This is a genomic window from Luteibacter sp. HA06 (assembly GCF_054061215.1).
In genome coordinates this window covers 3,329,143-3,351,817 of record NZ_JBSSDZ010000001.1, presented here as the reverse complement: position 1 = coordinate 3,351,817, position 22,675 = coordinate 3,329,143, and the positions used below count along the sequence as shown (strand labels likewise).

The 22,675-nt window shown below is 65.3% G+C and carries 22 protein-coding genes; 15 read left to right on the top strand and 7 right to left on the bottom strand.

Annotated elements, in window-relative coordinates; translation table 11 throughout:
• Window positions 1-26 precede the first annotated feature (26 nt).
• Window positions 27-905 carry an acetyl-CoA carboxylase, carboxyltransferase subunit beta gene (accD, locus tag ACVWWJ_RS15445; RefSeq protein ID WP_456968563.1) on the top strand — a complete coding sequence of 293 codons (879 nt, stop codon included), beginning with the start codon at window positions 27-29 and terminating at the stop codon, window positions 903-905.
• A 435-nt stretch (window positions 906-1,340) separates the two neighbouring features.
• Complete coding sequence (locus ACVWWJ_RS15440) at window positions 1,341-1,580, top strand: XRE family transcriptional regulator (RefSeq protein ID WP_456969720.1); 240 nt, start codon at window positions 1,341-1,343, stop codon at window positions 1,578-1,580.
• A 19-nt stretch (window positions 1,581-1,599) separates the two neighbouring features.
• Here the strand turns inward: ACVWWJ_RS15440 and ACVWWJ_RS15435 are convergent, their stop codons facing one another.
• Together ACVWWJ_RS15435 and ACVWWJ_RS15430 are read right to left on the bottom strand one after the other, a co-directional pair.
• On the bottom strand, window positions 1,600-2,142 hold the full coding sequence (locus tag ACVWWJ_RS15435) for a phosphatase PAP2 family protein (protein WP_200851777.1): 543 nt from the start codon (window positions 2,140-2,142) through the stop codon (window positions 1,600-1,602).
• Window positions 2,114-3,274, bottom strand: a complete 1,161-nt coding sequence (locus ACVWWJ_RS15430; protein WP_456968562.1) for a glycosyltransferase family 4 protein — start codon at window positions 3,272-3,274, stop codon at window positions 2,114-2,116. The genes ACVWWJ_RS15435 and ACVWWJ_RS15430 overlap by 29 nt, the downstream gene beginning before the upstream one ends.
• Window positions 3,275-3,407: 133 nt before the next feature.
• On the opposite strand from ACVWWJ_RS15430, the gene gltX reads away from it, so the two are divergent.
• The 6 genes from gltX to ACVWWJ_RS15400 all read left to right on the top strand — a co-directional run bounded on the left by gltX (window position 3,408) and on the right by ACVWWJ_RS15400 (window position 7,562).
• Window positions 3,408-4,811 carry a glutamate--tRNA ligase gene (gene gltX / locus ACVWWJ_RS15425; protein ID WP_456968561.1) on the top strand — a complete coding sequence of 468 codons (1,404 nt, stop codon included), beginning with the start codon at window positions 3,408-3,410 and terminating at the stop codon, window positions 4,809-4,811.
• Window positions 4,804-5,112 carry a hypothetical protein gene (locus ACVWWJ_RS15420; protein ID WP_456968560.1) on the top strand — a complete coding sequence of 103 codons (309 nt, stop codon included), beginning with the start codon at window positions 4,804-4,806 and terminating at the stop codon, window positions 5,110-5,112. The genes gltX and ACVWWJ_RS15420 overlap by 8 nt, the downstream gene beginning before the upstream one ends.
• A 40-nt stretch (window positions 5,113-5,152) precedes the next feature.
• Entirely contained in the window at window positions 5,153-5,626 is a 474-nt protein-coding gene (locus ACVWWJ_RS15415; RefSeq protein ID WP_159893797.1) for a transcriptional repressor, read from the top strand.
• 223 nt (window positions 5,627-5,849) lie between these two features.
• Window positions 5,850-6,308 (top strand): MerC domain-containing protein, encoded by a 459-nt coding sequence (locus ACVWWJ_RS15410; RefSeq protein WP_159893850.1) that lies wholly within the window; start codon window positions 5,850-5,852, stop codon window positions 6,306-6,308.
• A gap of 36 nt (window positions 6,309-6,344) precedes the next feature.
• On the top strand, window positions 6,345-7,310 hold the full coding sequence (locus ACVWWJ_RS15405; protein ID WP_456968559.1) for a cation diffusion facilitator family transporter: 966 nt from the start codon (window positions 6,345-6,347) through the stop codon (window positions 7,308-7,310).
• A gap of 84 nt (window positions 7,311-7,394) precedes the next feature.
• Window positions 7,395-7,562, top strand: a complete 168-nt coding sequence (locus tag ACVWWJ_RS15400; RefSeq protein WP_159893793.1) for a 30S ribosomal protein THX — start codon at window positions 7,395-7,397, stop codon at window positions 7,560-7,562.
• Window positions 7,563-8,149: 587 nt separating this feature from the next.
• On the opposite strand, the gene ACVWWJ_RS15395 is transcribed toward ACVWWJ_RS15400, so the two are convergent.
• From ACVWWJ_RS15395 to ACVWWJ_RS15375, 5 genes are all read right to left on the bottom strand, one after another.
• Window positions 8,150-8,806: a hypothetical protein gene (locus ACVWWJ_RS15395; protein ID WP_456968557.1), complete on the bottom strand. Its 657-nt coding sequence runs from the start codon at window positions 8,804-8,806 to the stop codon at window positions 8,150-8,152.
• A gap of 67 nt (window positions 8,807-8,873) precedes the next feature.
• Complete coding sequence (locus tag ACVWWJ_RS15390; RefSeq protein ID WP_456968556.1) at window positions 8,874-10,502, bottom strand: hypothetical protein; 1,629 nt, start codon at window positions 10,500-10,502, stop codon at window positions 8,874-8,876.
• Between the two features lie 248 nt (window positions 10,503-10,750).
• On the bottom strand, window positions 10,751-11,989 hold the full coding sequence (gene hutI, locus ACVWWJ_RS15385) for an imidazolonepropionase (protein ID WP_456968555.1): 1,239 nt from the start codon (window positions 11,987-11,989) through the stop codon (window positions 10,751-10,753).
• Complete coding sequence (locus tag ACVWWJ_RS15380) at window positions 11,976-13,340, bottom strand: chloride channel protein (RefSeq protein ID WP_456968554.1); 1,365 nt, start codon at window positions 13,338-13,340, stop codon at window positions 11,976-11,978. Before ACVWWJ_RS15380 ends, hutI begins: the two co-directional genes overlap by 14 nt.
• The gene (locus tag ACVWWJ_RS15375; RefSeq protein WP_159890528.1) at window positions 13,337-14,908 is read right to left on the bottom strand and encodes a bifunctional GNAT family N-acetyltransferase/carbon-nitrogen hydrolase family protein; all 1,572 of its coding nucleotides are present in this window, start codon (window positions 14,906-14,908) and stop codon (window positions 13,337-13,339) included. Before ACVWWJ_RS15375 ends, ACVWWJ_RS15380 begins: the two co-directional genes overlap by 4 nt.
• Window positions 14,909-14,962: 54 nt before the next feature.
• Between ACVWWJ_RS15375 and ACVWWJ_RS15370 the strand changes: the two genes are divergently transcribed.
• The 7 genes from ACVWWJ_RS15370 (at window position 14,963) to ACVWWJ_RS15340 (ending at window position 22,545) form a co-directional block, all read left to right on the top strand.
• Complete coding sequence (locus ACVWWJ_RS15370) at window positions 14,963-16,321, top strand: formimidoylglutamate deiminase (RefSeq protein WP_456968553.1); 1,359 nt, start codon at window positions 14,963-14,965, stop codon at window positions 16,319-16,321.
• Between the two features lie 296 nt (window positions 16,322-16,617).
• Complete coding sequence (gene asnB, locus ACVWWJ_RS15365; protein ID WP_456968552.1) at window positions 16,618-18,288, top strand: asparagine synthase B; 1,671 nt, start codon at window positions 16,618-16,620, stop codon at window positions 18,286-18,288.
• 135 nt (window positions 18,289-18,423) lie between these two features.
• Window positions 18,424-19,549 (top strand): peptide chain release factor 2 gene (gene prfB, locus ACVWWJ_RS15360; RefSeq protein WP_159890532.1). Its coding sequence is split into 2 segments (ribosomal slippage): window positions 18,424-18,498 and window positions 18,500-19,549, totalling 1,125 coding nucleotides; the frame shifts between segments, so codons are not numbered across the junction.
• Window positions 19,550-19,606: 57 nt separating this feature from the next.
• Entirely contained in the window at window positions 19,607-21,139 is a 1,533-nt protein-coding gene (gene lysS / locus ACVWWJ_RS15355; protein ID WP_456968551.1) for a lysine--tRNA ligase, read from the top strand.
• Between the two features lie 77 nt (window positions 21,140-21,216).
• Window positions 21,217-21,933: a hypothetical protein gene (locus ACVWWJ_RS15350; RefSeq protein ID WP_456968550.1), complete on the top strand. Its 717-nt coding sequence runs from the start codon at window positions 21,217-21,219 to the stop codon at window positions 21,931-21,933.
• 52 nt (window positions 21,934-21,985) lie between these two features.
• Window positions 21,986-22,285, top strand: a complete 300-nt coding sequence (locus tag ACVWWJ_RS15345; protein ID WP_456968549.1) for a YciI family protein — start codon at window positions 21,986-21,988, stop codon at window positions 22,283-22,285.
• Window positions 22,282-22,545 carry a BolA family protein gene (locus ACVWWJ_RS15340; RefSeq protein WP_159890536.1) on the top strand — a complete coding sequence of 88 codons (264 nt, stop codon included), beginning with the start codon at window positions 22,282-22,284 and terminating at the stop codon, window positions 22,543-22,545. Before ACVWWJ_RS15345 ends, ACVWWJ_RS15340 begins: the two co-directional genes overlap by 4 nt.
• Window positions 22,546-22,675 lie beyond the last annotated feature (130 nt).

Sequence of the window (22,675 nt, the reverse complement as noted above, 5' to 3'; positions counted from 1 at the left end):
GCTAGAACAGGTACACGGAGAAAACGATGAACTGGCTGCAGAAAATCATGACGCCGAAGACCCGCGCGCAGCAGCGCGCGGCCGGCGACAACAAGGGCAAGGTGCCTGAGGGCGTGTGGGAAAAGTGTGCCGGTTGCGGCACCGTTCTCTACAAGCCGGAGCTCGAGAAATCGCTGATGGTCTGCCCGAAGTGCGGCCACCATCACGCGATCGGCGCTCGCGTTCGCCTGAATGCGTTCTTCGACGAAGGCAGCACGACTGAGTTGTGGGCCAAGATGGAAGCGGTCGACGCGCTGAAGTTCAAGGACCAGAAGAAGTACAAGGACCGCGTCGCCGCGGCGCAGAAGGCTACGGGTGAGAAGGACGCGCTGATCGCCATGTCCGGCCGCCTGCTCGAGCGCCCTGTGGTATCGGTCGCCTTCGAATTCGCCTTCATGGGTGGCTCGATGGGCTCGGTGGTCGGCGAGAAGTTCGCCCGTGCCGCTGAGCGCGCCCTGGCCGACAAGAGTGCGCTGGTCTGTTTCGCCGCCACCGGTGGTGCACGCATGCAGGAAGGCCTGTTCTCGCTGATGCAGATGGCGAAGACCTCGGCCGCACTGGCGCGCATGCGCGATGCGGGCGTGCCTTACATCTCGGTGCTCACGCATCCGACCACGGGTGGCGTATCGGCAAGCCTGGGCATGCTGGGCGACATCAACGTCGCCGAGCCGAAGGCCCTGATCGGCTTTGCCGGTCCGCGCGTGATCGAGCAGACGGTGCGCGAGACGCTGCCGGAAGGCTTCCAGCGTCCCGACTTCCTGGTCGAACACGGCGCCATCGACGTCATCGTCGACCGCCGCGAGATGCGCGACAAGCTCGGCGCGATGCTTGGCATCATGCAGAAGGCGCCGCGCGCCGCGGCGTGATGGCGACCAGCTCACGCCACGGCGGGCCCGGACGTAGCGGCGCAGAGCCTTCGGTGCCCACCCTCGCTGCTCAGACACCCCTTCGCGTTTCGTACCGGAAGGCCGCTACCGCGGCCCATGTTCTTATTTGGCCTACGGCCGCTCCACTTGTCGGGAACTCGCCTCGAGGGTGGGCACCGAAGACTCTCCCCAGCCCCTAGGTTCGCGGGGGGTCGAGCCGACGAAGCAACGCCGCTTCGGCTGTCGGGTCATCGACATCGTCAAGCGGTCAACCAGCCCGCCAGTCGCGATCGTCCGCGCGAGGCGGCGCAGCGGCGAGGAAGTCGCTCAGCGCGCCGGAATGTCGTACCAGCACGCGGAGGACGTGTCCGAGCAGCGAGGGTGGACACCAAGATCTTCCCGCGAAACGCCCAAGTGTAGAAGGCACTAGAGCCCATCCCACGCCGTGTCGCGCTTCGCGAATTCTTCAAAGCAAAAGGCATGAGTCAAGGGCAAATTGGCGAGGCGCTCGGTGTACCGCAGCCGAGGGTGAGCGAGCTGATGACGGGCAAGATCACCGCATTGTCTTCCGCGACCCTCAACGGTTACATGGGTCGAATCCGCGTAGGCGTCATGGTGTCGTTTGAGCCGGAGCCGGTGGGTCGCATCGAGGCTCGCGCAGTGGATTACGCGTAGGCCCGTTAGCCTACAAGCTTTAAACCAAAACGCGCTCCGCCCACAGCGACAGTGTGCCAAGCCCCGCGCCGATCGCGGTGGCAGCCAACACATCGCTCGGATAATGCAGTCCGAGCACCACGCGGGATGCGCCGACCAGTGCTGCGAAGCCGATCAGGAAGGGCGCCAGGATCGGGTAGTGCGCCACCGCAACGACAGTGAACGCGACGGCCTGCAGCGTATGCCCGGACGGAAAACTGAACTCATCCAGCGGCGGCACATGGGCAATGACACCGGGGCAAGTGCGGAACGGACGCGGACGACGTGTCCAGCGCTTCAGCACCCGATACAGCATCAAGGCAGTGAGGCCGGTCACAGCCATCTGTGCCGCGACCGCAACACCATGCCAGCCGCCGACAATGGCGATGACCGTCATCAGCGAATACCAGAAAACGCCATCACCGAGACGGCTGACGGCGCCAAAGAAAATTCCGATGGCCCGGCGCGCGCCCCAGCGATTGGCGGCGACGCACACGCGACGATCGAGGCTCGCCCTACGCGGCGACGGCGGTGCTGCGCTCATGGACATTCTCCTCGGAAAGGGACCGCATGATGGCTTCGAAGTCGGACACGACGGACTCGGGCGAAAGACCAGCGACGGAGCTGCGAGCGGCATGCCCCATGGCCATGCGTAGCGCCGCGTCGGCGCCCAGGGTCGCGGCGCGTTCGATGAGACCGCCTTCATTGCCCGGTGCCACGCGGATGCCGTTCTGTCCGTTGCGAATGAATTCGCGCGCGGCGGCTTCGGCATAGGCCACGACCGGGACGCCGGACGACATCGCCTCGAGCACGACGTTGCCAAAGGTTTCAGTGAGGCTGGGGAAGACGAAGAGATCGGCGCTGGCGTAGAACGCCGCCAGCTCATGTCCGTTTCGCGTGCCGGCGAAGATCACATCCGGGTTGGCGGCTTCGAGGGCGGCACGGCCGGGGCCGTCGCCGACGATGACGCAGCGTGCCCCCGGTACCCGGCGCGCGAGCGCGCGGTAGGCGGCGATCACAACGTGCAGGTTCTTTTCCGGCGCCACGCGACCCACGCTGAGCACGACCGGTGTATCCGGGCCCGCTCCCCAGCGCGCACGAAGCTCATCGTCCCGACGTTCGGGGTGGAAGCGGTTGGTATCCACCCCACGGCGCAATACGCGCACATCGTGGATGCCGAGGTCGTTCAGTTCACCAGCGAGTTGGCCGGTCGGTACGAGGGTGGTCTGCGCCCGGCGGTGAAAGCGTGCCAGGTAGCGACGCACGAACGGGGTGAGTGCGCTGAAGCCATAGTGGCCGACGTAAAAATCGAAACGCGTGTGGAAGCCGGTAGCGACCGGGATGCCGAGCCTCCGCGCGGCGCTGACGGCCGTCCAGCCGAGAGGACCTTCCGTGGCCACATAGATGGCGTCGGGGCGCTCCGAGCGCCAGCGGCGTTCGATGCGAAAGCGGGCAGGGAGGCCGAAGCGAAGGCCTGAATAGCGGGGCAGGGCGGCACCGTCGACTTCCATGACATCCATGCCGGGGTCGGCGAGGGGCGGCGTCTGGGGATGGGTCGGCCGGATCAGGTCGACCGTGTGGCCCCGCCGGACGAGTCCACGGGCTAGCGCCTGGACGGTGATGGCTACGCCGTTGACGTCCGGTGCATAGGTCTCGGTGACGATGCCCACTCGCATGGCGGTGCCCCTTCTGGCCTGGCTTGATGCATCCTCCCGTAGCGGCGTGTCCGGGCGGTTATCAAGGCATGACCGGCATATGACAGCGACGGTGGGTTAAAATCGGGGTCTTGCCTGCCGAACGACCCACACGATGACCGTCCGTACCCGCTTCGCTCCCAGTCCCACCGGCTACCTGCATATCGGCGGTGCCCGCACCGCGCTGTATTGCTGGCTGGAATCCCGCCGCCGGGGCGGTGAGTTCGTGCTGCGCATCGAGGACACCGATCGCGAGCGGTCCACGCAGGAAGCCGTGCAGGCGATCATCGATGGCATGTCCTGGCTTGGCCTGGTCCACGATGAAGGCCCGTACTACCAGACGCTGCGCATGGAGCGTTACCGCGAGGTTGCCGATCAACTGCTCCGCGAGGGCAAGGCGTACTACGCCTACGAGACGAAGGAAGAGATCGAGGCGATGCGTAACGCCGCCATGGCAGCGGGCGTGAAGCCGCGCTACAACGGCTACTACCGCGATCGCAACGAGCCAGCGCGCGATGATGCGAACCGGGTGATTCGTTTCAAGAATCCGGCCACCGGCAGCGTCGTTTTCGACGACAAGGTAAAGGGTCGCATCGAGTGGTCGAACGAGGAGCTGGACGATCTGGTGATCTTCCGCTCTGACGGCTTCCCGACCTACAACTTCGCTGTGGTCGTGGATGACATCGACATGGGTATCACGGAAGTGATCCGTGGCGACGACCACGTCAACAACACGCCGCGCCAGATCAACATCTACAAGGCGCTGGGCGCTCCGGTCCCCGAGTTCGCGCACCTGCCGATGATCCTCGGTCCGGACGGCCAGAAGCTGTCCAAGCGCCACGGCGCGGTGAGCGTCATGCAGTACCGCGACGATGGTTTCCTGCCGCACGCGCTGCTCAATTACCTCGTTCGCCTCGGTTGGTCGCACGGCGACCAGGAGATCTTCTCGGTCGATGAGATGAAGACCCTGTTCGACGTCGCCGACGTGAACAAGGCAGCATCGCGCTTCGACGTCAGCAAGCTCTCCTGGCTCAACCAGCACTACCTGAAGACGGACGATCCGGCCCTGCTCGGTCCCGAACTGGCCTGGCACCTCGGGAAGATCGGCATCGATGCCTCGAAGGGCCCGAATCCGGCGGATGTCGTCGTCGCCTTGCGCGACCGCGTGCAGACGTTCAAGGAAATGGCTGAGCGCGCGAAGATCTGGTACGGCCCGATCGTCGAGTGGGACGACAAGGCCATCGAGAAGCACCTGCGTACCGAGACGGCGCCGGCTGCCCTCGAGGCAGCGAAGGCGGAACTCAGCGCGTTAGCCGAATGGACACCGGAAGCGATTCACGGCGCCGTCGAGCGGATCGCGGCTTCGCTGGAGCTGGGCATGGGCAAGGTCGCGGCACCACTGCGTGTGGCGATGACCGGCACCCAGGTCTCGCCCTCGATCGAGCACACCATCTACCTGGCTGGACGCGAGGGCGCCATCTCGCGTGTCGACGAGGCGCTCGCCCGCTCGCGTGGATGAACTGCTCGCCAGGGCCATGCAGGGCGTCGATCCCGGCGACCCTGCGGCGTCGCTGCAGATTTTCAGCAACCTCATGGCCCTGGTGCCCTGGTGGAACCTGGTCGCATGGCAGGTCTTCTTCGTGCTGGTCGGCGCCTTGCTGGGCTGGTGGCGGGGCCGTACGAAGGCCGGCATCATTGCGGCGCTCATCCTCGGGCCCTTCGGCTGGGTCGTCCCATTCTTGCCGAAGCGTGCCTCTCCGTCGCCGCCAGTGGGGCGCGGCCCGCTTCCACCGCCCCTGCCGGGCTCGAAAAAGCGCTGACGCGGCCTCATGTTAGACTGACGCACACGAGGATTTCGATGTGACCACGCAAGCCGCCCACCGACACGATCACGAGCACCATGACGACGCACGCAGCTTCGTCGCGGCGGTCGAGCACGCCTCGAGCGAGCGTGGGCTGCGGCTGACTCCGTTGCGCCGGGAAGTGCTGGAGCTGGTAGCAGGCGCGGGCAAGCCCGTGAAGGCGTACGACCTGCTTGACCGCTTGCGCGAAAAGCACGGCAATGCCGCGCCGCCCACGGTCTACAGGGCGCTCGATTTCCTGCTCGAGAACAGCTTCATCCACAAGCTCGAGTCGATCAACGCCTACGTGTCCTGCCATCACCCGGCCGAAGCGCATCAGGTGCCCTTCCTGATCTGCGACAAATGCCAGTGCGCCCAGGAAGTCTGCGACGAGCGTGTCGCTGAGCTGATCGAAGCGCAGGCCAAGGCGCTTGGCTTCCGTCCGCAAGCCCAGACCCTGGAAGTCCACGGCATCTGCAAGAACTGCCGCTAACCGGCGCGTTGTAGAAGGCGCTGTGCAGCTTTTGTGGGAGCCGATTCATCGGCGATCCCGCGGCAGCGGGGCAGGTGAGGCAAGCACCCATTCGCCGATGAATCGGCGCCCACTAAGGGCTCCCGGAGAGAGTCCAGGTCGGCAAGCGCTCGCTTGGCTTGTGCGATGTTATAAAGTATCATCGCTTGCCTGCACCCGTGCAAGAAGTCACGCTATGTATCCCATGACCGATTTCCCCGTCGAATCACCGATCGATCCCGAAGCTCCCCGTCGCTGGTGGCATGCGGCCGATCGCGTTGGTGCGATGGCGTCGTTCCTGTGTGCCATCCACTGCGCGGCGCTGCCCTTCGTGCTGGCTTTGCTGCCAGTGCTGGGCCTTTCGTTCCTGGCCGACCACCGCTTCGAGGCCGGCTTTGTGGCGTTCGCCTGTGTTCTTGCCAGCGCGGCCCTCATCTCGGGCTTTCGTCGGCATCGCCGTCGGCTGCCGCTTGTGCTGGCCACGCCGGGCCTGATGCTGCTGGTGCTGGGCGTGACCTTCATGCACAACGACTCGCTGCTGCTGCATAGCGTGCTGGTCACCTGTGGCGGTTTCCTGCTGGCCTCGGCGCACTTCGTCAACCTGCGTGTAGACCGCAGCGCCCATGCGGGGCACATCCACGGGCCGTCGTGCTCGCACCCGTGATTGTGTAACCGCGGCACGATTACCTAGCCTTCGCGCATGGCACACGATCACTCCCACGACCACGCCGGCCATTCGCACGGCGGGGCGCACACGCACGATCACAGCCACCTTGAGGGCAGCAGCGAGAAGAAGCTGCTCTTCGCGTTCGTCATCACCCTGCTCATGTTGCTGGTGGAGGCTGCGGGTGGCCTGGTGTCGGGATCGCTCGCGCTGCTGGCCGATGCCGGTCACATGCTGGTCGATGCGCTGGCCTTGTTGCTCGCCTTCCTCGGTGCGCGTTTCGCGGCGCGACCCGCCGACGCAAGGCGCAGCTTCGGCTACGGGCGCATCGAGGTGCTCGCCGGTCTCGTCAATGCGCTGACCCAGTTCGCCCTGGTCGCTTTCATCATCATCGAGGCGGTGCAGCGATTGTTCGCGCCGCAGCCGATCCTTTCCGGCGTGATGCTGGTGGTCGCGGTCGTCGGCCTTCTGGCCAATATCGTGGTCCTGCGCACCCTGCACGGCCACGATCCGGACGACGTAAACATCGCCGGCGCCAGCCTGCACGTGCTCGGCGACCTGCTTGGTTCCGTGGCGGCGGTGCTCGCCGCCCTCGCTGTCCGCTGGGCCGGCTGGCTGTGGGCCGATCCGCTGCTTTCGATCCTGGTCTCGCTGTTGATACTGCGCAGCGCCTGGTCGCTGCTGCGCCGGTCGGGTCATATCCTGCTCGAAGGTACCCCCGAGGGAGTGCATCTGGCCGACATTGAAAAGGGCCTGCGCGAGGCTGACGAGAACATCCTGGACATCCACCACGTGCACGTCTGGCAGGTCACGGCAGGCTCGAGGATGGCCACGCTACACGCCGAACTGAGGCCCGGCGCCGATCCGGCGCGCTGTCTCACGGCCATAAAGACCATGCTCGTCGAGCGCTGGCAGGTGGGTCACGCCACGGTCCAGTTCGACCCGGGCCGCTGTCCCGATGAGCTTGAAGGCTGCGGCAAGGGCAGCCAGCGCGCTCATTGAACCGCCTTCAGGCTTGCCATTTACGCCGCCGCTGATACGATGGCCGGCCGTTCCTCTTCATCATTCCGAATCAAGGAGTTTCCCATGGGCAAGGGCGATCGCCGCACCCGTCGCGGCAAGATCAACCGTCAGAGCTATGGCAATGCTCGTCCGCACGTTGACGTTGTCACCGGTGCAGCCGTTGCAAAGCCGGCCGCTGCCAAGCCGGCCGCTGCTGCTGCCAAGAAGGCAGCCCCGCGCAAGAAGGCTTAATTTCCTTCCAGCGTGAGACGAAGAGCCCCGCATCGCGGGGCTTTTTGTTTGGGTCATCGCGAAATTCCGCGGACGCCGAACGTGTCGGAGGGTAAGGCGCAGAGCCTTCGGTGCCCACCCTCGCTGCTCAGACACCCCTCCGCGTTTCGTACCGGAAGGCCGCTACCGCGGCCCGTGTTCTTATTTGGCCTCCGGCCGCTCCACTTGTCGGGAACTCGCCTCGAGGGTGGGCACCGAAGGCTCTCCCGGACCCTGAGGTCCGTGCGGGTCGAGCCGACGAAGCAAAGCCGCTTCGGCTGCCGTCTCTCCTTTCAGCTGACCGTATCGTCGTGAGAGACCTTGGTGTCCACCCTCGAGGCGAGTTCCGCACAAGTGGAGCGGCCGTAGGCCAGTAAGAACATGGCCGCGGAGCGGCTTTCCTTTTCGAACGCGGAGGACCTGTCTGAGCAGCGAGGGTGGACACCAAGGTCTCCCCGCGAAACGCCCAAGTGTAGAAAGCGATGGCGAAGCCGAGCCAGCGAGGCCGAAGGCGAGCGCCCAAGCCCCGGTAGCCCGCGATGAACCCTTTTTTGTCTCAGAAGACCGGATCAGAGTTCGAGCCGGTCACCGAAGTCGACATGGCTGTCCGCCGGGGCCGCAATCGCGTTCTGCTGGACGATGCCAGGGAAAATGTTCCTGTCGATTCCGGCGTGGTTGTCGACGTTGTAGAGATACGGCACGTGGGACCACACGCGGTAGCCCAGTGATTTCATGGCGGCCACTTCTCCCTCGGCCTGATCCGTGCCGGAAAGTCGCGCGTAGATCAATGGGCGAAGCCTGCGCAGCGTGTCGCTTGCACCGGCAAGTGCACCGATCAGCGTGTGAGCAAGGTTGAACTTCATCAGGTGGAGTGACTCCAGCCGGAGGCTGTCGATGGTGATCGCCCCGATGATCTCCTTTGCATCGAGCACATGCTCACCAGCGCTCCGGTCCAGCCACGCAGGGTGGGTAAACACGTTATCGATCTGGTTGAGGGCGACATTGGCGCAGAGCTGCTGGAAACGCAGGCGCCGTGGTTCCACGACGTGGACCTGGCCCGCCGGACCCACTGCACGAGCGATCCACAACGTGTGCGCGGCGAAGTCGCCTCCGAACTCGAGGACGCTGTGGCCTTCCTCGATAAGGCCACTTAGCAGGTTGGTCTCGTGTTCGGCCCATTCACCGTAGAGCTGGAGTGATCGCGCGACGGCGCTGTCGGTGGCCACCGCGGCCGTGATCCCGTAGCGGGTATTCCACAGGGGTGCGGACAGGTCGTTGAGGAAGGGGAGGAGCTCATGGGTGTGCTGTATTCCTGGTCGGGAGGGTGGCGCGCGCGATGGCCAGCTGCCGGACGGCATGGGCGAGCGCGTGCCGGTCGTGGCCCGTGGTGTCGGCGGTCTGCGTCCAGCCGCGACAGGCGTCGCGCCAGAGATTGAACAGATTGGTGTCCTCGCCGCCGCTGCGCCAGGCGGCCTCGCACAGCGCACATGCCCCTGCGAAATCGCCTTCGCGCAGACGCGTCGTGGCCATGGCGGTACGCGCACCGATGGAATCGGCTTCCATCGATGCGAGCTCGCGTCCCAGAGAAGCCGCGACTTCGCCTTGAATAGCTCGGCCGGGCAAAGCCTCGTACGTCAGCTGTATCGCGAGGCGCCATTCGAGGGCGTCCATCCGCCAGGCGGGATCCTGTTCGGCGATGAAGGCATGGGTGAGCGCCGTGGTGCAGACATCTGCCGCTTCGGCAGGTGGAAGGGTCATGGCACGCAGACGGGCACAACGTGCCAGGACCAGTGCGGTGCCGGCGTCGTTGCCTTGTGCGTAGGCGTCTTCGAGCAACGCTTGTGCACGATCCAGGCTGGAAAGGCGGGCGGTCGCTCTCTCGCCTTCGGCGCGCTGGAGAAAGATGTCGGCCCGCCGACGAAGGGCGCGGGTCGACGCGTCAGCGCCCAGTGTCGCGAGGCGCTCGCACAGGGCTTCGGCTTCCGCGTGGCGCGCGGTCGCGCCGCCGCCGAGCAGCCAACCCGCCCACGCCAGCTGCACGTCGATCCAGGCATCGATCACGGGGATTTCGTCGGCGCCCAGGTCGATGGCCTGGCGCGACTGCAAAGCGCGCAGGGCGAAGAGTCGGGTAGCGCCGGAAAGTCGTTCGATGCGGGCCAGTTCCACACGAATGGCGCGAGCGACCCAATACGGCCGTTCGTCGTCGGTGGCGAGGTTCATGCCGTCAATGGTGCGTTGCGCGGCGTCGTCAAGCAGGCCTTCGGCGTCGCGTCGGCGCAGGTCGCGCGAGCGCAGCACGAGAACCGCGGGAGCGAGCCAACGTGCCAGGCGCGCGTCGTCGTCATCGCCGACGGCGACGCGTTCGAGGACGGCGCACCAGGCGTCGACACTTGTGCTGCCTTCGCCCACGCGTCGGATTTCCGGAAACCTCTCGTTGCCGACCAGATGCAGTGCGGGGGCTGCATCGATGGCCTGTAGCTGCAGCAGCAAGGTGCCTGGCAGTGCAGAGGCGTCGCCTGGGGTCACGAGCAGGTCGACGGGCTCGGGGACGATATACAGCGACGGCGTTGCGTAGGACGAATCCTCGTAGACCCATTCGGGTGTTTTTGGTGCCGTGGCCTCGACGGGCGCGGTGGGGGCGTCGATGGCAAACATGGCGACGAGCGACGGTGGCGGCACGGGCGAAGGGACGCCAGGCCTTCGACGCCTGCGCAGCAGGATGGCGATGGCGCTGCTGCAGGCGATCGCACACGCGGCCAACAGGCCGCGAAACCAGCCGTGCCATGAGTCGGGCGTGGTCGCGCCCGCAGTGGCATCCTGGAGCAATGGCGCGGCGACGGTGAGCGCGCTCGGGCCAGACGGCCTGCCGCCCGGCAGCGGGGGCGTTTCCATGGCGTCGAGCATGCGTGATACGTCGCGCATCTGCCGGGCGCGCCGGGCGCTGTCGGCGGCGTTCTCCCGCGGGCCGGAGCACCCGTGAAGCAGCGATAGAGCGAACATCAGGCTTACGACGCGACGTGGCGTGAGGCAAAACCCGCAGCGTGCTGGCGGTGTAGCGTTCAACGGTGTTCCTTACGACGCGCCGCGCGTGCGACGCGAGATCGACGTTATCGATCTTAGGCGAGAGGTTCCCGTCTATCGATGGAACTATTCTGAAAAATCGGTCGGATTTACCTTACGTCGGGACGCTCACCGCCCAGACGTACCTCGCGCAGGAGATCACCTCCGATCCAGTAACAAAGCTCCGGCAGGTGGCGGATGTTCCAGATGGCGAGGTCGGCGCGCAGGCCGGTAGCCAGCATGCCGCGATCCTTCAGCCCGAGCGCGCGTGCCGCATGAACGGTTGCGCCGCGCAGCGCTTCTTCCGGCGTTAGGCGGAAAAGCGTGCACGCCATGCCCATGGCAAGGCGCAGCGACAGCAACGGGGACGTGCCGGGATTGAGGTCGGTCGCCACCGCCATGGCGACGCCGTGCCGGCGGAAGGCGTCGACGGGCGGTGGTCGCGTGTCGCGCAGGGCGTAGTAAGCACCGGGCAGCAGCACAGCCACGGTGCCTCCTTCGGCCATGGCCTGCACGCCTTCCTCGCTGGTCCATTCGAGGTGGTCGGCCGAAAGGCCGCCGTAGCGGGCGACCAGCGCCGCGCCGCCCAGGTCGGACAGTTGCTCCGCGTGCAGCTTTACCGGCAACCCGAGCTCGGTGGCCTTGCGGAACAGCCGCTCGGTCTCGGCGTGCGTGAAGCCAATGCCTTCGCAGAATGCGTCCACCGCATCCACGAGATCTTCGCTGGCCAGTGATGGAAGCATGGTGTCGCAGACCAGCGCGACGTAGTCATCGCGTCGGCCGGCATATTCGGGGGGAAGGGCGTGCATGCCCAGGAAGCTGGTGCGTACATCGATGCCCAGTTCGACACCGATCCGTCGCGCCACGCGAAGCATGCGCCGCTCGGCCTCGGGCTCCAGCCCGTAGCCAGACTTGATTTCCAGGGTCGTCACGCCATCCGCCAGCAAGGCCCGCGCACGAGGCAGGGACTGGTCGAACAACGCATCCTCGCTGGCGCCGCGCGTGGCGCGAACGCTGGAAACGATGCCCCCACCCGCACGCGCGATTTCCTCATAGGTCGCGCCTTCGAGGCGTTGTTCGAATTCCTGGGCCCGGTCTCCACCGAAGACCAGATGGGTATGGCAGTCGATCAGGCCGGGCGTCACCCAGGTGCCGGGCAACGACTCGACCCGGTGTGCCAGGACATGCGGCTCGCCAGGGAGTTGGTCGCGCGCACCGGCGAAGGTAATGACCCCGTCACGCCAGCCGATGGCGCCATCGGTGATGGCACCGTACGGCGCGCCGTTGTCGACCAGCGTGGCCAGACCGACGTCCAGCAGAAGGCCGTCCCAGCGGTCATCGGTCGTCATGCGTGGTTGCTCCTTCGGTAGCGAGGGGTTCGCGGTGGACGCGCTCCTCCTCGTATTTTTCGATCAGTACGTCGGCCAGCGCCTTGTACACGGGTACCCGGCAGACCAGGCCCGATACGGCGCGTGCAAGCAGGCAGGCAGCCATGATCGGCAGTGCCATCTGGTGATTGGCTGTGAGCTCCAGCGAAATGACCACTGCCGTCAGCGGGGCCTGCGTGACACCGGCGAGGTAGGCGGCCATGCCCAGCAGCACCACTGCCGAGTTGTCCGCGCCGGGCAGGAGTGAAGCGATATTGCCGCCGAGGCCTGCGCCCACCGCGAGCGCCGGCGAGAAGATGCCGCCGGGAATGCCGGCCCACGAGGACGCGATGTTGCCGAAGAATTTCAGCACGCCGAAGAACGGGCCGGTTCCGCTGTGGCCCTGCAGGATGTCGCGTGCCTGCGCATAGCCCGTGCCATAGAGGCCATTCGCGCTGAGCAGGCTGAGCAGGACGAGGGCGAGTCCGCAGGCTGCCGCGAAAACCACGGGCTGTCGTGCGCGCAGCCGCCCCATCGCGCCGCGAAAACCCATCGCGGACGGAATGATCAGGCGTGCGAACAGACCGCCGGCGAGGCCGCCGACGACGCCGGTGAGCAGCACCGCGATCCAGGCGCGCCCAAGGGGCAGGGCGGCGGTGATGTCACCGAAGTAGGCATAGTTGCCGACGATGCCGAGCGACACGACGCCGGCGACGACGATAGCGGTAAGCAACGTACCGCTGATGCGATGCTCGAACGTGCCGGACATCTCTTCAATGGCGAAAACCACGCCGGCGAGCGGCGTATTGAACGCCGCCGCAAGGCCAGCGGCCGAACCGGCGAGGATGAACCGGCCAGCGGCGGTGGGATCGTCGAAACCGAAGCGTCGTCCCATCGAGTACAGCAGGCCCGCGCCGATGTGCACGGTTGGACCCTCGCGACCGACAGACGCACCGCCGAGCAGGGCGGCAAGTGTCAGCGCCATTTTCCCAGCAGCCACCCTGAGCGACAGCAGGCGTGCACGGAAGTCTTCGTCCTCGACTTTCAGTGCCGCAATGGCCTGGGGAATGCCTGAGCCACGAGTGGCCTTTAGGGCGCCCTGGGTCAGCCAGCAGAGCAGGGCGAACATCGCCGGCGTGATGAGTAGCGGCACCCACCAGCCATGCGAGGCAACGCGGTGAAACATCTCGAAAGCGAAATCCGCCGCCTTCGCAAAGAGTACGGCCGCCAGACCGACCACGATGGCGCCCGACCAGAACAGGATGCGGCGGCGCCATTGCTGGGGTGACAGCCAGTCGTGCTGGCCGAAGGAGCGAAGCCGGTCGAGATTCACTTACCCTCCGGCATGCGCGACCAGCGCACCTGGTAGAGGTCGAAACGGCGGTCCTTGAGGTTTGTCACCGCGCCGGAATTGCGCGCGCGGGCAAGATTTTCCAAACGCAGGTCTGCGAACAAGACGGTCTCGATATTAGGAGTGGAGTCCGCGGCGATACCGTCGCGGGCGAAGGGAAGGTCGCTGGGTGTCAAAATGCAGCTCTGCGCGTACTGGATGTCGAAGTTGTTCACGCCGGGAAGATTGCCGACGTTGCCTGAGAGCACCACGTAACACTGGTTCTCGATGGCGCGGGCCTGCGAACAGTAGCGGACGCGCAAGTAGCCTTCGCGCACATCGGTGCAGAACGGCACGAACAGGATCAGCGCGCCCTGGTCGGTGAGGTGGCGGGCTACCTCGGGAAATTCCGAGTCGTAGCAGATCATCACGCCGATCGGGCCGCAGTCGGTCTGGATGGTCGCCGCGGAATCGCCACCGGTGATGTTCCAGACGTTGCGTTCGCTCGGCGTGGGATGGAGTTTTTCCCGCTCGTGGATTGAACCATCGCGCAGGCACACATAGCAGACGTTGTGGATGTCGCCGTTCGGCTGGCGCGTGGGGTGCGAGCCGCCGACGATATTGATGTTGTAGTGCACGGCGAGGCGGTGGAAGAGCGCCTTGACCTCGTCGGTGTACTCCGAAAGCCGGCGAATCGAATCCACCGGCGACAGTTCGGCGTTCTCGATCGACAGCAGCTGCAGCGTGATCAACTCGGGGAAGGCGACGAAGTCCGCGTCGTAATCGGCGGCGATATCGACGAAGTACTCCACCTGGGTGGCGAACTCCGCGAATGAGCCGATCCGGCGCTGCTGGTACTGCACCGACGCCACGCGCACCGAATCCGGCAGGCGGTGGCTTTGCGAGACCTTGGGCGTGTCGGGGTGGTCATGCAGCTGCGGATTGCGCCAGATAAGGTGCGCCGCGTAACCGAGCGATTCGTGATCCGACGGGACATATTCGCGGAGCAGGCCGATCACCTCGAAGCCGTTGCGTAGCTGGAAGCTCAGCGTGGCATCGCGGCGGCTGCCGTCGACCACGGCCTGCACGTAGCCTTCGGCGCTGCCGTAGCGGCTGATCGCGCGCGCCAGGCCCGGCATGCGCCCGCCGAAAACGATGCCGCGCAGTTTCAGGTCGGTGCACAGCCGCTTGCGCGCCATGTACAGGCGTTGCCCGATGCGCATGCCGCGGTAATCCGGGTGCACCACGATTTCCATGCCGTAGAGCCAGTCGCCCTTGGCGTCGTGACGGGAGGCGAAGCCACCGCCGGTGATCTGCATCCAGGTATGCGGCGCGAGCGCCACGGCCTCGTTGATGCGGAAGGTGGCGCAGAACCCGACGATCTTGCCCTCGTACTCGACCACGAACTGGCCTTCGGGGAAGTGGGTCTGCTGGCCCTGCAGCATTTCCGCCGAATGGCCCCACTCGGGCGTGTAGACGCGGGCGGTGAGGGCTACGAGTTCGGGCACGTCGGTCGGACGGGCCAGACGAAGAAGCAGCTTCGGCGATTGAGCGGCGATGATCTCGGTCATTCCGCCATTATGCCCGTCGGTTACCATGCCCGCTGGATCCCACAGGACACCCCCATGTCACACGCCACCTTCACCGCGGATTTCCTCTGGCAGGAAGGCAGCTGGCATACGGGGGGTGCAGGCCTGGCCGTCGACGGTGCGAGATTCACTGCGGCGGCCGGTGCCGCTGGCGAGCGTGTCGGTCGTTTCGTGCTGCCGGGCATGCCGAATCTGCATTCACACGCGTTCCAGCGGGCGATGGCCGGCCTGGCCGAAAGGCGCGGTCCTGGCGAAGACAGCTTCTGGACCTGGCGCGAGACGATGTATGCCTTTGCCGAAGCCATCGATCCGGATGACCTTAAGGCGATTGCCACCCAGCTCTACATCGAGATGGTGAAGGCGGGTTACACGCAGGTCTGTGAATTCCACTACCTGCACCACGGTCCGCGCGGCGTGCCTTATGCCGAGCCGGCGGCGATGTCCCTGGCGCTGATCGAGGCGGCGAAAGAGGCCGGCATTGGCCTGACCCTGCTGCCGGTGCTTTACATGACCGGAGGATTTGACGGCCGGCCGCTGAACGAACGCCAGCAGCGCTTCAGGCACGACGTGGGTCAGTATGTGGCCCTGCTCGAGCGCCTTGCGCCCCTGCAGAACGACACGCTTCGCCTGGGTATCGCACTGCATTCGTTGCGTGCCGTGCCCGAAGAAGCCATGCGTGCGCTGCTTGCCAGTGGTGTGTGTCGCGAAATGCCGATCCATATTCATATCGCCGAGCAGATTGGCGAAGTACAGGACTGCCTCGCTGCGCGCGGCGCACGTCCGGTGGAATGGCTGCTCGATCACGCGGACGTGGATTCACGCTGGACCCTGATCCACGCAACGCATCTCACGCCGCACGAAACCGACCGCCTGGCGAAGAGTGGTGCGGTCGCAGGTTTGTGCCCGACCACGGAAGCCAATCTCGGTGATGGCTTGTTCCCGTTGGCCGGCTTCATCGACGCTGGCGGCACGCTGGGTATCGGTTCGGATTCGCACATCTCCGTGTCGCCGGTGGAAGAGCTGCGCTGGCTTGAATACGGACAGCGGCTGATTACCCGTCATCGCAACGTAGCCGCGCGGCGCCCCGAAGAAAGCGTGGGTACGGCGCTCTGGCAGCGTGCGTTGCAGGGTGGCGCACTCGCTTCGGCGACGGATATTGCACGCCTGGGTGCGAATGCACGGGCTGATTTTCTGGTGCTCGACGATCGTTCGCCGTTGCTTGCGGCTCGCGACGAGGCCGACGTGATCGACAGTTTCCTCTTTGCCGGCAATACGCCGCTGGTGCGCGACGTGATGGTGGGGGGTGAGTGGCGTGTGCGTGATTTTTCGCACGCGGCTGAGCGGTCGGCGGCGGATGCGTATCGTGCGGTCGTGGAGAAACTGGCTGCTGCTTGAGATTGTGTGCCCGGCTGCGCAGGAATCGCCGCTGAAGCGGCTCCCACAAATGTGGCTGTGTGTGGGAGCCGCTTCAGCGGCGAATGGGTGCTTGCATCACCCCCCACAACCGTGCTCTATTCAACCCATGATTCGCCTCACCGCCAATAACGCCAATACCAATAATCCCCGGAATCTCGGGAGGGTCGGCGTGTAGGCGGTTTCAGCGAAAGCACCCCACACACGAAAGGCCCGCCCTCACCAGGCGGGCCTTTTTCTTTGCGCGTTTCCAGCGATAGCCCAGGAGTGACAAGGCCATGTGTTCGATCTTCGGTATGTTCGGCCTCGCGGCCGGTGACGACCTGACCGCCCTGCGTACGCAGGCGATGGAGCTTTCCCAGCGGCAGCGCCACCGTGGTCCGGACTGGAGCGGCGTCTACGTCGACCAGGGTGCGATCCTCGTTCACGAGCGCCTCGCCATCGTCGATCCCGCCAGTGGCGCCCAGCCGCTGCGTTCACCGGAAGGCGACCTCGCCCTCGCCGTCAATGGCGAGATCTACAACCACCGCGAACTTCGCGCCGCAAGCAGCTATGCCTTCACGACGGGCTCCGACTGCGAAGTCATCAACGCGCTTTACCGGGAAGAAGGCGCCGGCTTCCTCGGCAAGCTCAACGGCATCTTCGCTTTCGCTCTCTGGGACGCCGGTAAACAGCGTTATCTCCTCGCGCGGGACGCGCTCGGCGTCTGCCCGCTGTACTGGGGCCATGACCGGGCAGGGCGGCTTTGCGTAGCCTCTGAAATGAAGTCCCTGGTCGGCGTGTGCGCCGATGTGGCTCCCTTTCCGCCGGGCCACGTGTACGACAGTGAGACGGGCGAAGCGGTGCGCTACTGGACGCCGGCATGGCGCGACTACGACGCCACGGCGGGTCGCACCATCGAGCCGAAAGATCTGCGTGCCGCCTTCGAGGCAGCCGTGCACCGGCAGATGATGACCGACGTACCTTATGGAGTGCTCCTGTCCGGTGGGCTCGATTCTTCTCTTGTCGCCGCCGTCGCCGCCAGCTTCGCCCGGCGCCGTATCGAGGAAGACGATCGTGGCGAGGCCTGGTGGCCGCGCCTGCACTCGTTCGCCATCGGCCTGGAAGGGTCGCCGGATCTCAAGGCCGCAGAGGTCGCGGCTGAAGCGCTCGGCACCGTGCACCACGGCTTTCGCTACACCTTCGAGGAGGGGCTCGACGCCTTACCCGAGGTGATTCGTCACATCGAAACCTATGACGTCACCACGATCCGCGCATCCACGCCCATGTTCCTGCTCGCACGGCGCATCAAGGCGATGGGTGTGAAGATGGTGCTGTCCGGGGAAGGGTCCGACGAAATCTTCGGCGGCTATCTCTACTTCCACAAGGCGCCGTCGGCCCGGGCCTTCCATGAAGAAACGATCCGCAAGCTGGATGCCTTGCACTATTACGACTGCCTGCGCGCCAACAAGTCCATGTCTGCCTGGGGTGTGGAGGCACGCGTACCCTTCCTGGATACCGAGTTCATGGATATCGCCATGGCTTTCGACGCCGAGGCGAAGATGGTCGCGCGCAAGGGCATCGAGAAAGGCATCCTGCGCGAAGCCTTCGAAGGTACCCTGCCCGATGAGATCCTCTGGCGCCAGAAGGAGCAGTTCAGCGACGGCGTCGGCTACGGCTGGATCGACGGACTGAAAGCCCATGCGGAGGCCATGGTTTCCGACCGCGAATTCGCGGCGGCCGGTGCCCGCTTCCCCCACAACACCCCAGCTACCAAGGAAGCCTTCCTCTACCGCAGCCTTTTCGAGAAGCACTTCCCGGGCGAGGCCTGCGCCGCCACCGTGCCAGGCGGCAAGTCGATCGCCTGCTCGTCGCCAGCCGCCCTGGAGTGGGATCCCGCCTTCGCAGCGGCTGCCGACCCCTCCGGCCGCGCCGTCCGCGGCGTGCATCAGGAGGCCCTGCCGGCCTGATCCCGATCACCCAGGTGGCCAGATCCATTCAGGAACCGGCAAGACCATTGCTGCGGTGCGGGGTGTAGTGGATTTTGCTAGGATTAGCCGCTTTAGCCGGCACGATCCCGCGCCGCACCAGCAGGCAAACCAACCATGATCGAGACCAATCCGATCCTCGCGCAGATTGCGGACCTCACGGACCGCGTCGAGTCGCTTAGGGGGTATCTTTGACTATGCTGTCAAGAAAGAACGCCTCGAAGAAGTAACCCGCGAACTGGAAAATCCCAAGGTCTGGGACGATCCCAAGCGCGCCCAGGAGCTGGGTCGCGAGCGCTCCACGCTCGACGGCATCGTCACCGGCATCGACGAGATGTCCGGCTCGCTGGCCGATTCGAAAGAATTGCTCGAGATGGCCGCCGCCGACGGCGACGACGACACCGTTCAGTCGATCGTCGGTGACCTGGACAAGATCGACGCCCGCGTGAGCAAGCTGGAGTTCCAGCGCATGTTCTCGGGCGAGCTCGATTCCGCTGCTGCCTTCGTCGATGTCCAGGCCGGTGCCGGCGGCACCGAAGCCCAGGACTGGGCCGAAATCCTCCTGCGCATGTACCTGCGCTGGGCGGAGTCGCGCGGTTGGAAAACCGAGATGATGGAAGTCAGCGCGGGCGATGTCGCCGGCATCAAGTCCGCCACGTTCCGCGTGGAAGGCGACTATGCCTACGGCTGGCTCAAGACCGAGATCGGCGTGCACCGCCTGGTCCGCAAGAGCCCGTTCGACTCCGATAACCGCCGGCACACCAGCTTTACCTCGGTGTTCGTTTCGCCGGAAGTCGACGACAACATCGAGATCGACATCAATCCGGCCGACCTGCGCACGGACGTCTATCGTTCGTCGGGCGCCGGCGGCCAGCACGTCAACAAGACCGAGTCGGCCGTGCGTATCACGCATATCCCGACCAATACGGTCGTGGCCTGCCAGACCGAACGCAGCCAGCACGCCAACCGCGACCGCGCGATGAAGATGCTCAAAGCCAAGCTCTACGAGCTGGAAGTGCAGAAGCGCAACGTCGAACGGGATGCGCTGGAAGCGACCAAGTCCGATATCGGCTGGGGCAGCCAGATCCGCAACTACGTGCTCGACCAGTCACGCATCAAGGATCTTCGCACCGGTCTTGAGCGCACCGACACGCAGAAGGTGCTCGATGGCGATCTCGACGGATTCGTCGAAGCCAGCCTGAAGTCCGGCCTCGAAGCGGGCTCCAAGCGCCTCGATGCCTGATGTTCCCGGGGGCGCATGCGCGCCCCCGTTCTCTATCAAAGAAGCCAGAAGCACACCATGACCGACGACACCAGCGCCGACACTCCCGTTACCGCCGCCGAAGAGAACCGCCTCATCGCCGAGCGTCGCGAGAAACTGAAATCGCTGCGTGCGCAGGGCATCGCCTATCCGAACGACTTCAAGGTAGACAGCTTCGCCGGCGACCTGCAGGCCGAATTCGCCGACAAGGACACCTGGACGGCCGAGGCCATCGAAGGCACGCCACGCCGCGTGACCGTCGCCGGCCGCATCATCCTGATGCGCGGGCAGGGCAAGGTCAGCTTCGTGCAGATGCAGGACGGCACGGGCCGCATCCAGCTCTTCGTCCACCAGGGCACCCTGGGTGAGGAAGGCTACGACGCATTCAAGCGCTGGGACCTCGGCGACATCGTCGGTGCCGAAGGCCTGCTGATGCGTACCAAGACCGGTGAGCTATCGGTCAAGGTTCAGTCGATCCGCCTGCTGACCAAGTCGCTGCGGGGCCTGCCGGATAAGCACCACGGCCTGGCCGACGTCGAGCAGCGTTACCGTCAGCGTTACGTCGACCTCATCGTCACCGAAGAGTCGCGCCGTACCTTCGCGCTGCGTTCGAAGATCATCAGCCACGTGCGTCGCTGGCTCGAGGCCGAGCCGCGTCGCTTCATGGAAGTCGAAACACCGATGATGCACGTGATCCCGGGCGGCGCCACGGCGCGTCCCTTCACCACGCACCACAACGCGCTCGATATCCCGCTGTTCCTGCGAGTTGCGCCGGAGCTTTACCTCAAGCGCCTGGTCGTCGGTGGCTTCGATCGCGTCTACGAGATCAACCGCAACTTCCGTAACGAGGGCGTGTCCACGCGACACAACCCCGAGTTCACCATGCTCGAGCTGTACCAGGCATACGCGACCTACCACGAGATCATGGACATCACCGAAGGCATGATCCGCACGGCCGCCGCCGACGTCGTCGGCAGCACGGTCATCGAGTGGGACGGCGCGACGGTCGACATCGGCCCGGCGTTCCGCCGCTGGCGCATGGAAGACGCCGTGCTGGAGCTCAATCCCGAGATCAAGCCGGGCGACCTGCGCGACCGCGAGACCATGGCTGCCCACGCGAAGCGTCTGGGTATCCACGTGAAACCGGGTTACGGCTGGGGCAAGCTCCTGCTCGAAATCTTCGAGACGACGGTGGAGCACACGCTCATCCAGCCCACCTTCATCACCGACCATCCGGTCGAGGTCTCGCCGCTGGCGCGCGAGAGCGACACCGACAAGGGCATCACCGATCGCTTCGAGCTGTTCATTAACGGCAAGGAGCTCGCCAATGGTTTCTCGGAGCTCAATGACTCCGAAGACCAGGCCGCGCGCTTCCAGGCCCAGGTGGACGCGAAGGACGCCGGCGACGACGAAGCCATGCACTACGACGCCGACTACATCCGCGCGCTCGAAGTCGGCCTGCCGCCGACCGGGGGCCTGGGCGTCGGTATCGATCGCCTCGTCATGCTGCTGACCGGCTCGGCGTCGATCCGCGACGTGTTGCTGTTCCCGACCATGCGCCCTGAGGCCTGATCGGCACTGTCAGTTAGCCAGGGCGCTCCGGGGTGGGGTGCCCTGGTCGTCCCGTCCCTGTATCGAAAGGACTCGTCATGCGCTTCCGCTTCGCGGTGCCGTTTCTCACGGCTGCTTTTCTATTCCTCGCCGGCTGCGGCCAGGCCGTCATCAAACCGCCCGTGCCGTTGGATGAATCGCTGCTCCCTGCCACGATTTACGTGCCCGACTGCCCCCTGAACGACGAAGGTTTTCTCGGCTTCATGGGTGCCATGGACAGGGCTATGGGCGAGAGCGCCTGCCGCGCGATGCTGCTGGCGCTCGCCGACAAGGCCCAGGGCATGAGCGGCGAGGTGAACTTCGTCACCTACAAGGTCGATCTCAAGGCGCCGAAACCCGTCGAGCCGGACAAGACCGCCGAGGCGTCGGTCCATAGCCGCTACCGCGTGATCCTCAGTCCGGCGCAATCGAGCCGGGTTTATCAGGACCACATTTCTTACGTAGCTGCAAACCAGGCGTTCTCGGTGATCGATACCGCGACGGCTACGGTGGTGGGGCGGGGCTCGGTCAAGGCATCCCCGGGCGGCATGCCCGGCGCCACGGACGCCGCGGCAACCCTTCTGGCCGGGTTGCGTGGCAATCGGTGCGAACTGCTGAACGCGCTTTCGGCGCGGACAGCATTCCACGCCCTCCATGCGCCGAAGTGCACGACGTTCGCTCTCTACCGGTTTCACCCGGACGATGAAGAGGACGACGAAGACAGCCAGAAGGACAGCAAGCAGGCGCCTTCGACCGCTCCGGCGAAACCGGACTGACGTCGGCACCCGTCCGCCGATACAATGCGCGGTCTACTGACCGGAGCTACCCATGTTCTACGCCATCACCGGTATCGATCACCCGAACTCGCTGGAAAAGCGCCTTTCCGTGCGCCCGGCCCACGTGGCCCGCCTTTCTGCGCTCAAGGAAGAAGGCCGCCTGAAGCTGGCCGGCCCGTTCCCGGCCATCGACGCCGAGGATCCGGGCGAGGCGGGCTTTACAGGCAGCCTGATCGTGGCCGAGTTCGAAAGCCTCGAGGCCGCTCAGTCGTGGGCCGACGCCGACCCCTACATCGGCGCCGGCGTGTACCGCGAGGTTACGGTCCGTCCGTTCAAGGTCGTCCTGCCGTGACCGTCGAGAAAGTCGAGCGCATCCGCCAGCGATTGACCGAGGCCCTGGCCCCGGTCCAGCTGGATGTGATCGACGAGGGTCACAAGCACGCCGGACATTCGGGCGAGGGCAAGGGCCATTTCTTTGCCCGGATCGTCAGCCCGGCCTTTGCCGGAAAAAACCCGATCGAGCGCCATCGCATGGTCTACGCTGCACTGGGCGACATGATGCCGGACGGCATCCACGCCCTTGCGATCGAGGCAAAAGCTCCCGGTGAGTGATCGTTAGGCCGAAAAACAACGGGTTAGCGCTTTAACCTCATGCTGCTTCGCGTATTGCGCACCCCGCCCCCCTTTGGCAAAGTGATCGATCAGCCAGGGGGTGGCTCCCGAACGGAGCCCTCGGCCGCGT

Bases quoted from the DNA above. Each gene is read 5' to 3' on its own strand.
- accD (WP_456968563.1), top strand. From the start codon at position 27: ATGAACTGGCTGCAGAAAATCATGACGCCGAAGACCCGCGCGCAGCAG.
- ACVWWJ_RS15435 (WP_200851777.1), bottom strand. From the start codon at position 2,142: ATGAGCGCAGCACCGCCGTCGCCGCGTAGGGCGAGCCTCGATCGTCGC.
- ACVWWJ_RS15430 (WP_456968562.1), bottom strand. From the start codon at position 3,274: ATGCGAGTGGGCATCGTCACCGAGACCTATGCACCGGACGTCAACGGC.
- gltX (WP_456968561.1), top strand. From the start codon at position 3,408: ATGACCGTCCGTACCCGCTTCGCTCCCAGTCCCACCGGCTACCTGCAT.
- ACVWWJ_RS15410 (WP_159893850.1), top strand. From the start codon at position 5,850: ATGACCGATTTCCCCGTCGAATCACCGATCGATCCCGAAGCTCCCCGT.
- ACVWWJ_RS15405 (WP_456968559.1), top strand. From the start codon at position 6,345: ATGGCACACGATCACTCCCACGACCACGCCGGCCATTCGCACGGCGGG.
- ACVWWJ_RS15400 (WP_159893793.1), top strand. From the start codon at position 7,395: ATGGGCAAGGGCGATCGCCGCACCCGTCGCGGCAAGATCAACCGTCAG.
- ACVWWJ_RS15390 (WP_456968556.1), bottom strand. From the start codon at position 10,502: ATGCGCGACGTATCACGCATGCTCGACGCCATGGAAACGCCCCCGCTG.
- hutI (WP_456968555.1), bottom strand. From the start codon at position 11,989: ATGACGACCGATGACCGCTGGGACGGCCTTCTGCTGGACGTCGGTCTG.
- ACVWWJ_RS15375 (WP_159890528.1), bottom strand. From the start codon at position 14,908: ATGACCGAGATCATCGCCGCTCAATCGCCGAAGCTGCTTCTTCGTCTG.
- ACVWWJ_RS15370 (WP_456968553.1), top strand. From the start codon at position 14,963: ATGTCACACGCCACCTTCACCGCGGATTTCCTCTGGCAGGAAGGCAGC.
- asnB (WP_456968552.1), top strand. From the start codon at position 16,618: ATGTGTTCGATCTTCGGTATGTTCGGCCTCGCGGCCGGTGACGACCTG.
- lysS (WP_456968551.1), top strand. From the start codon at position 19,607: ATGACCGACGACACCAGCGCCGACACTCCCGTTACCGCCGCCGAAGAG.
- ACVWWJ_RS15350 (WP_456968550.1), top strand. From the start codon at position 21,217: ATGCGCTTCCGCTTCGCGGTGCCGTTTCTCACGGCTGCTTTTCTATTC.
- ACVWWJ_RS15345 (WP_456968549.1), top strand. From the start codon at position 21,986: ATGTTCTACGCCATCACCGGTATCGATCACCCGAACTCGCTGGAAAAG.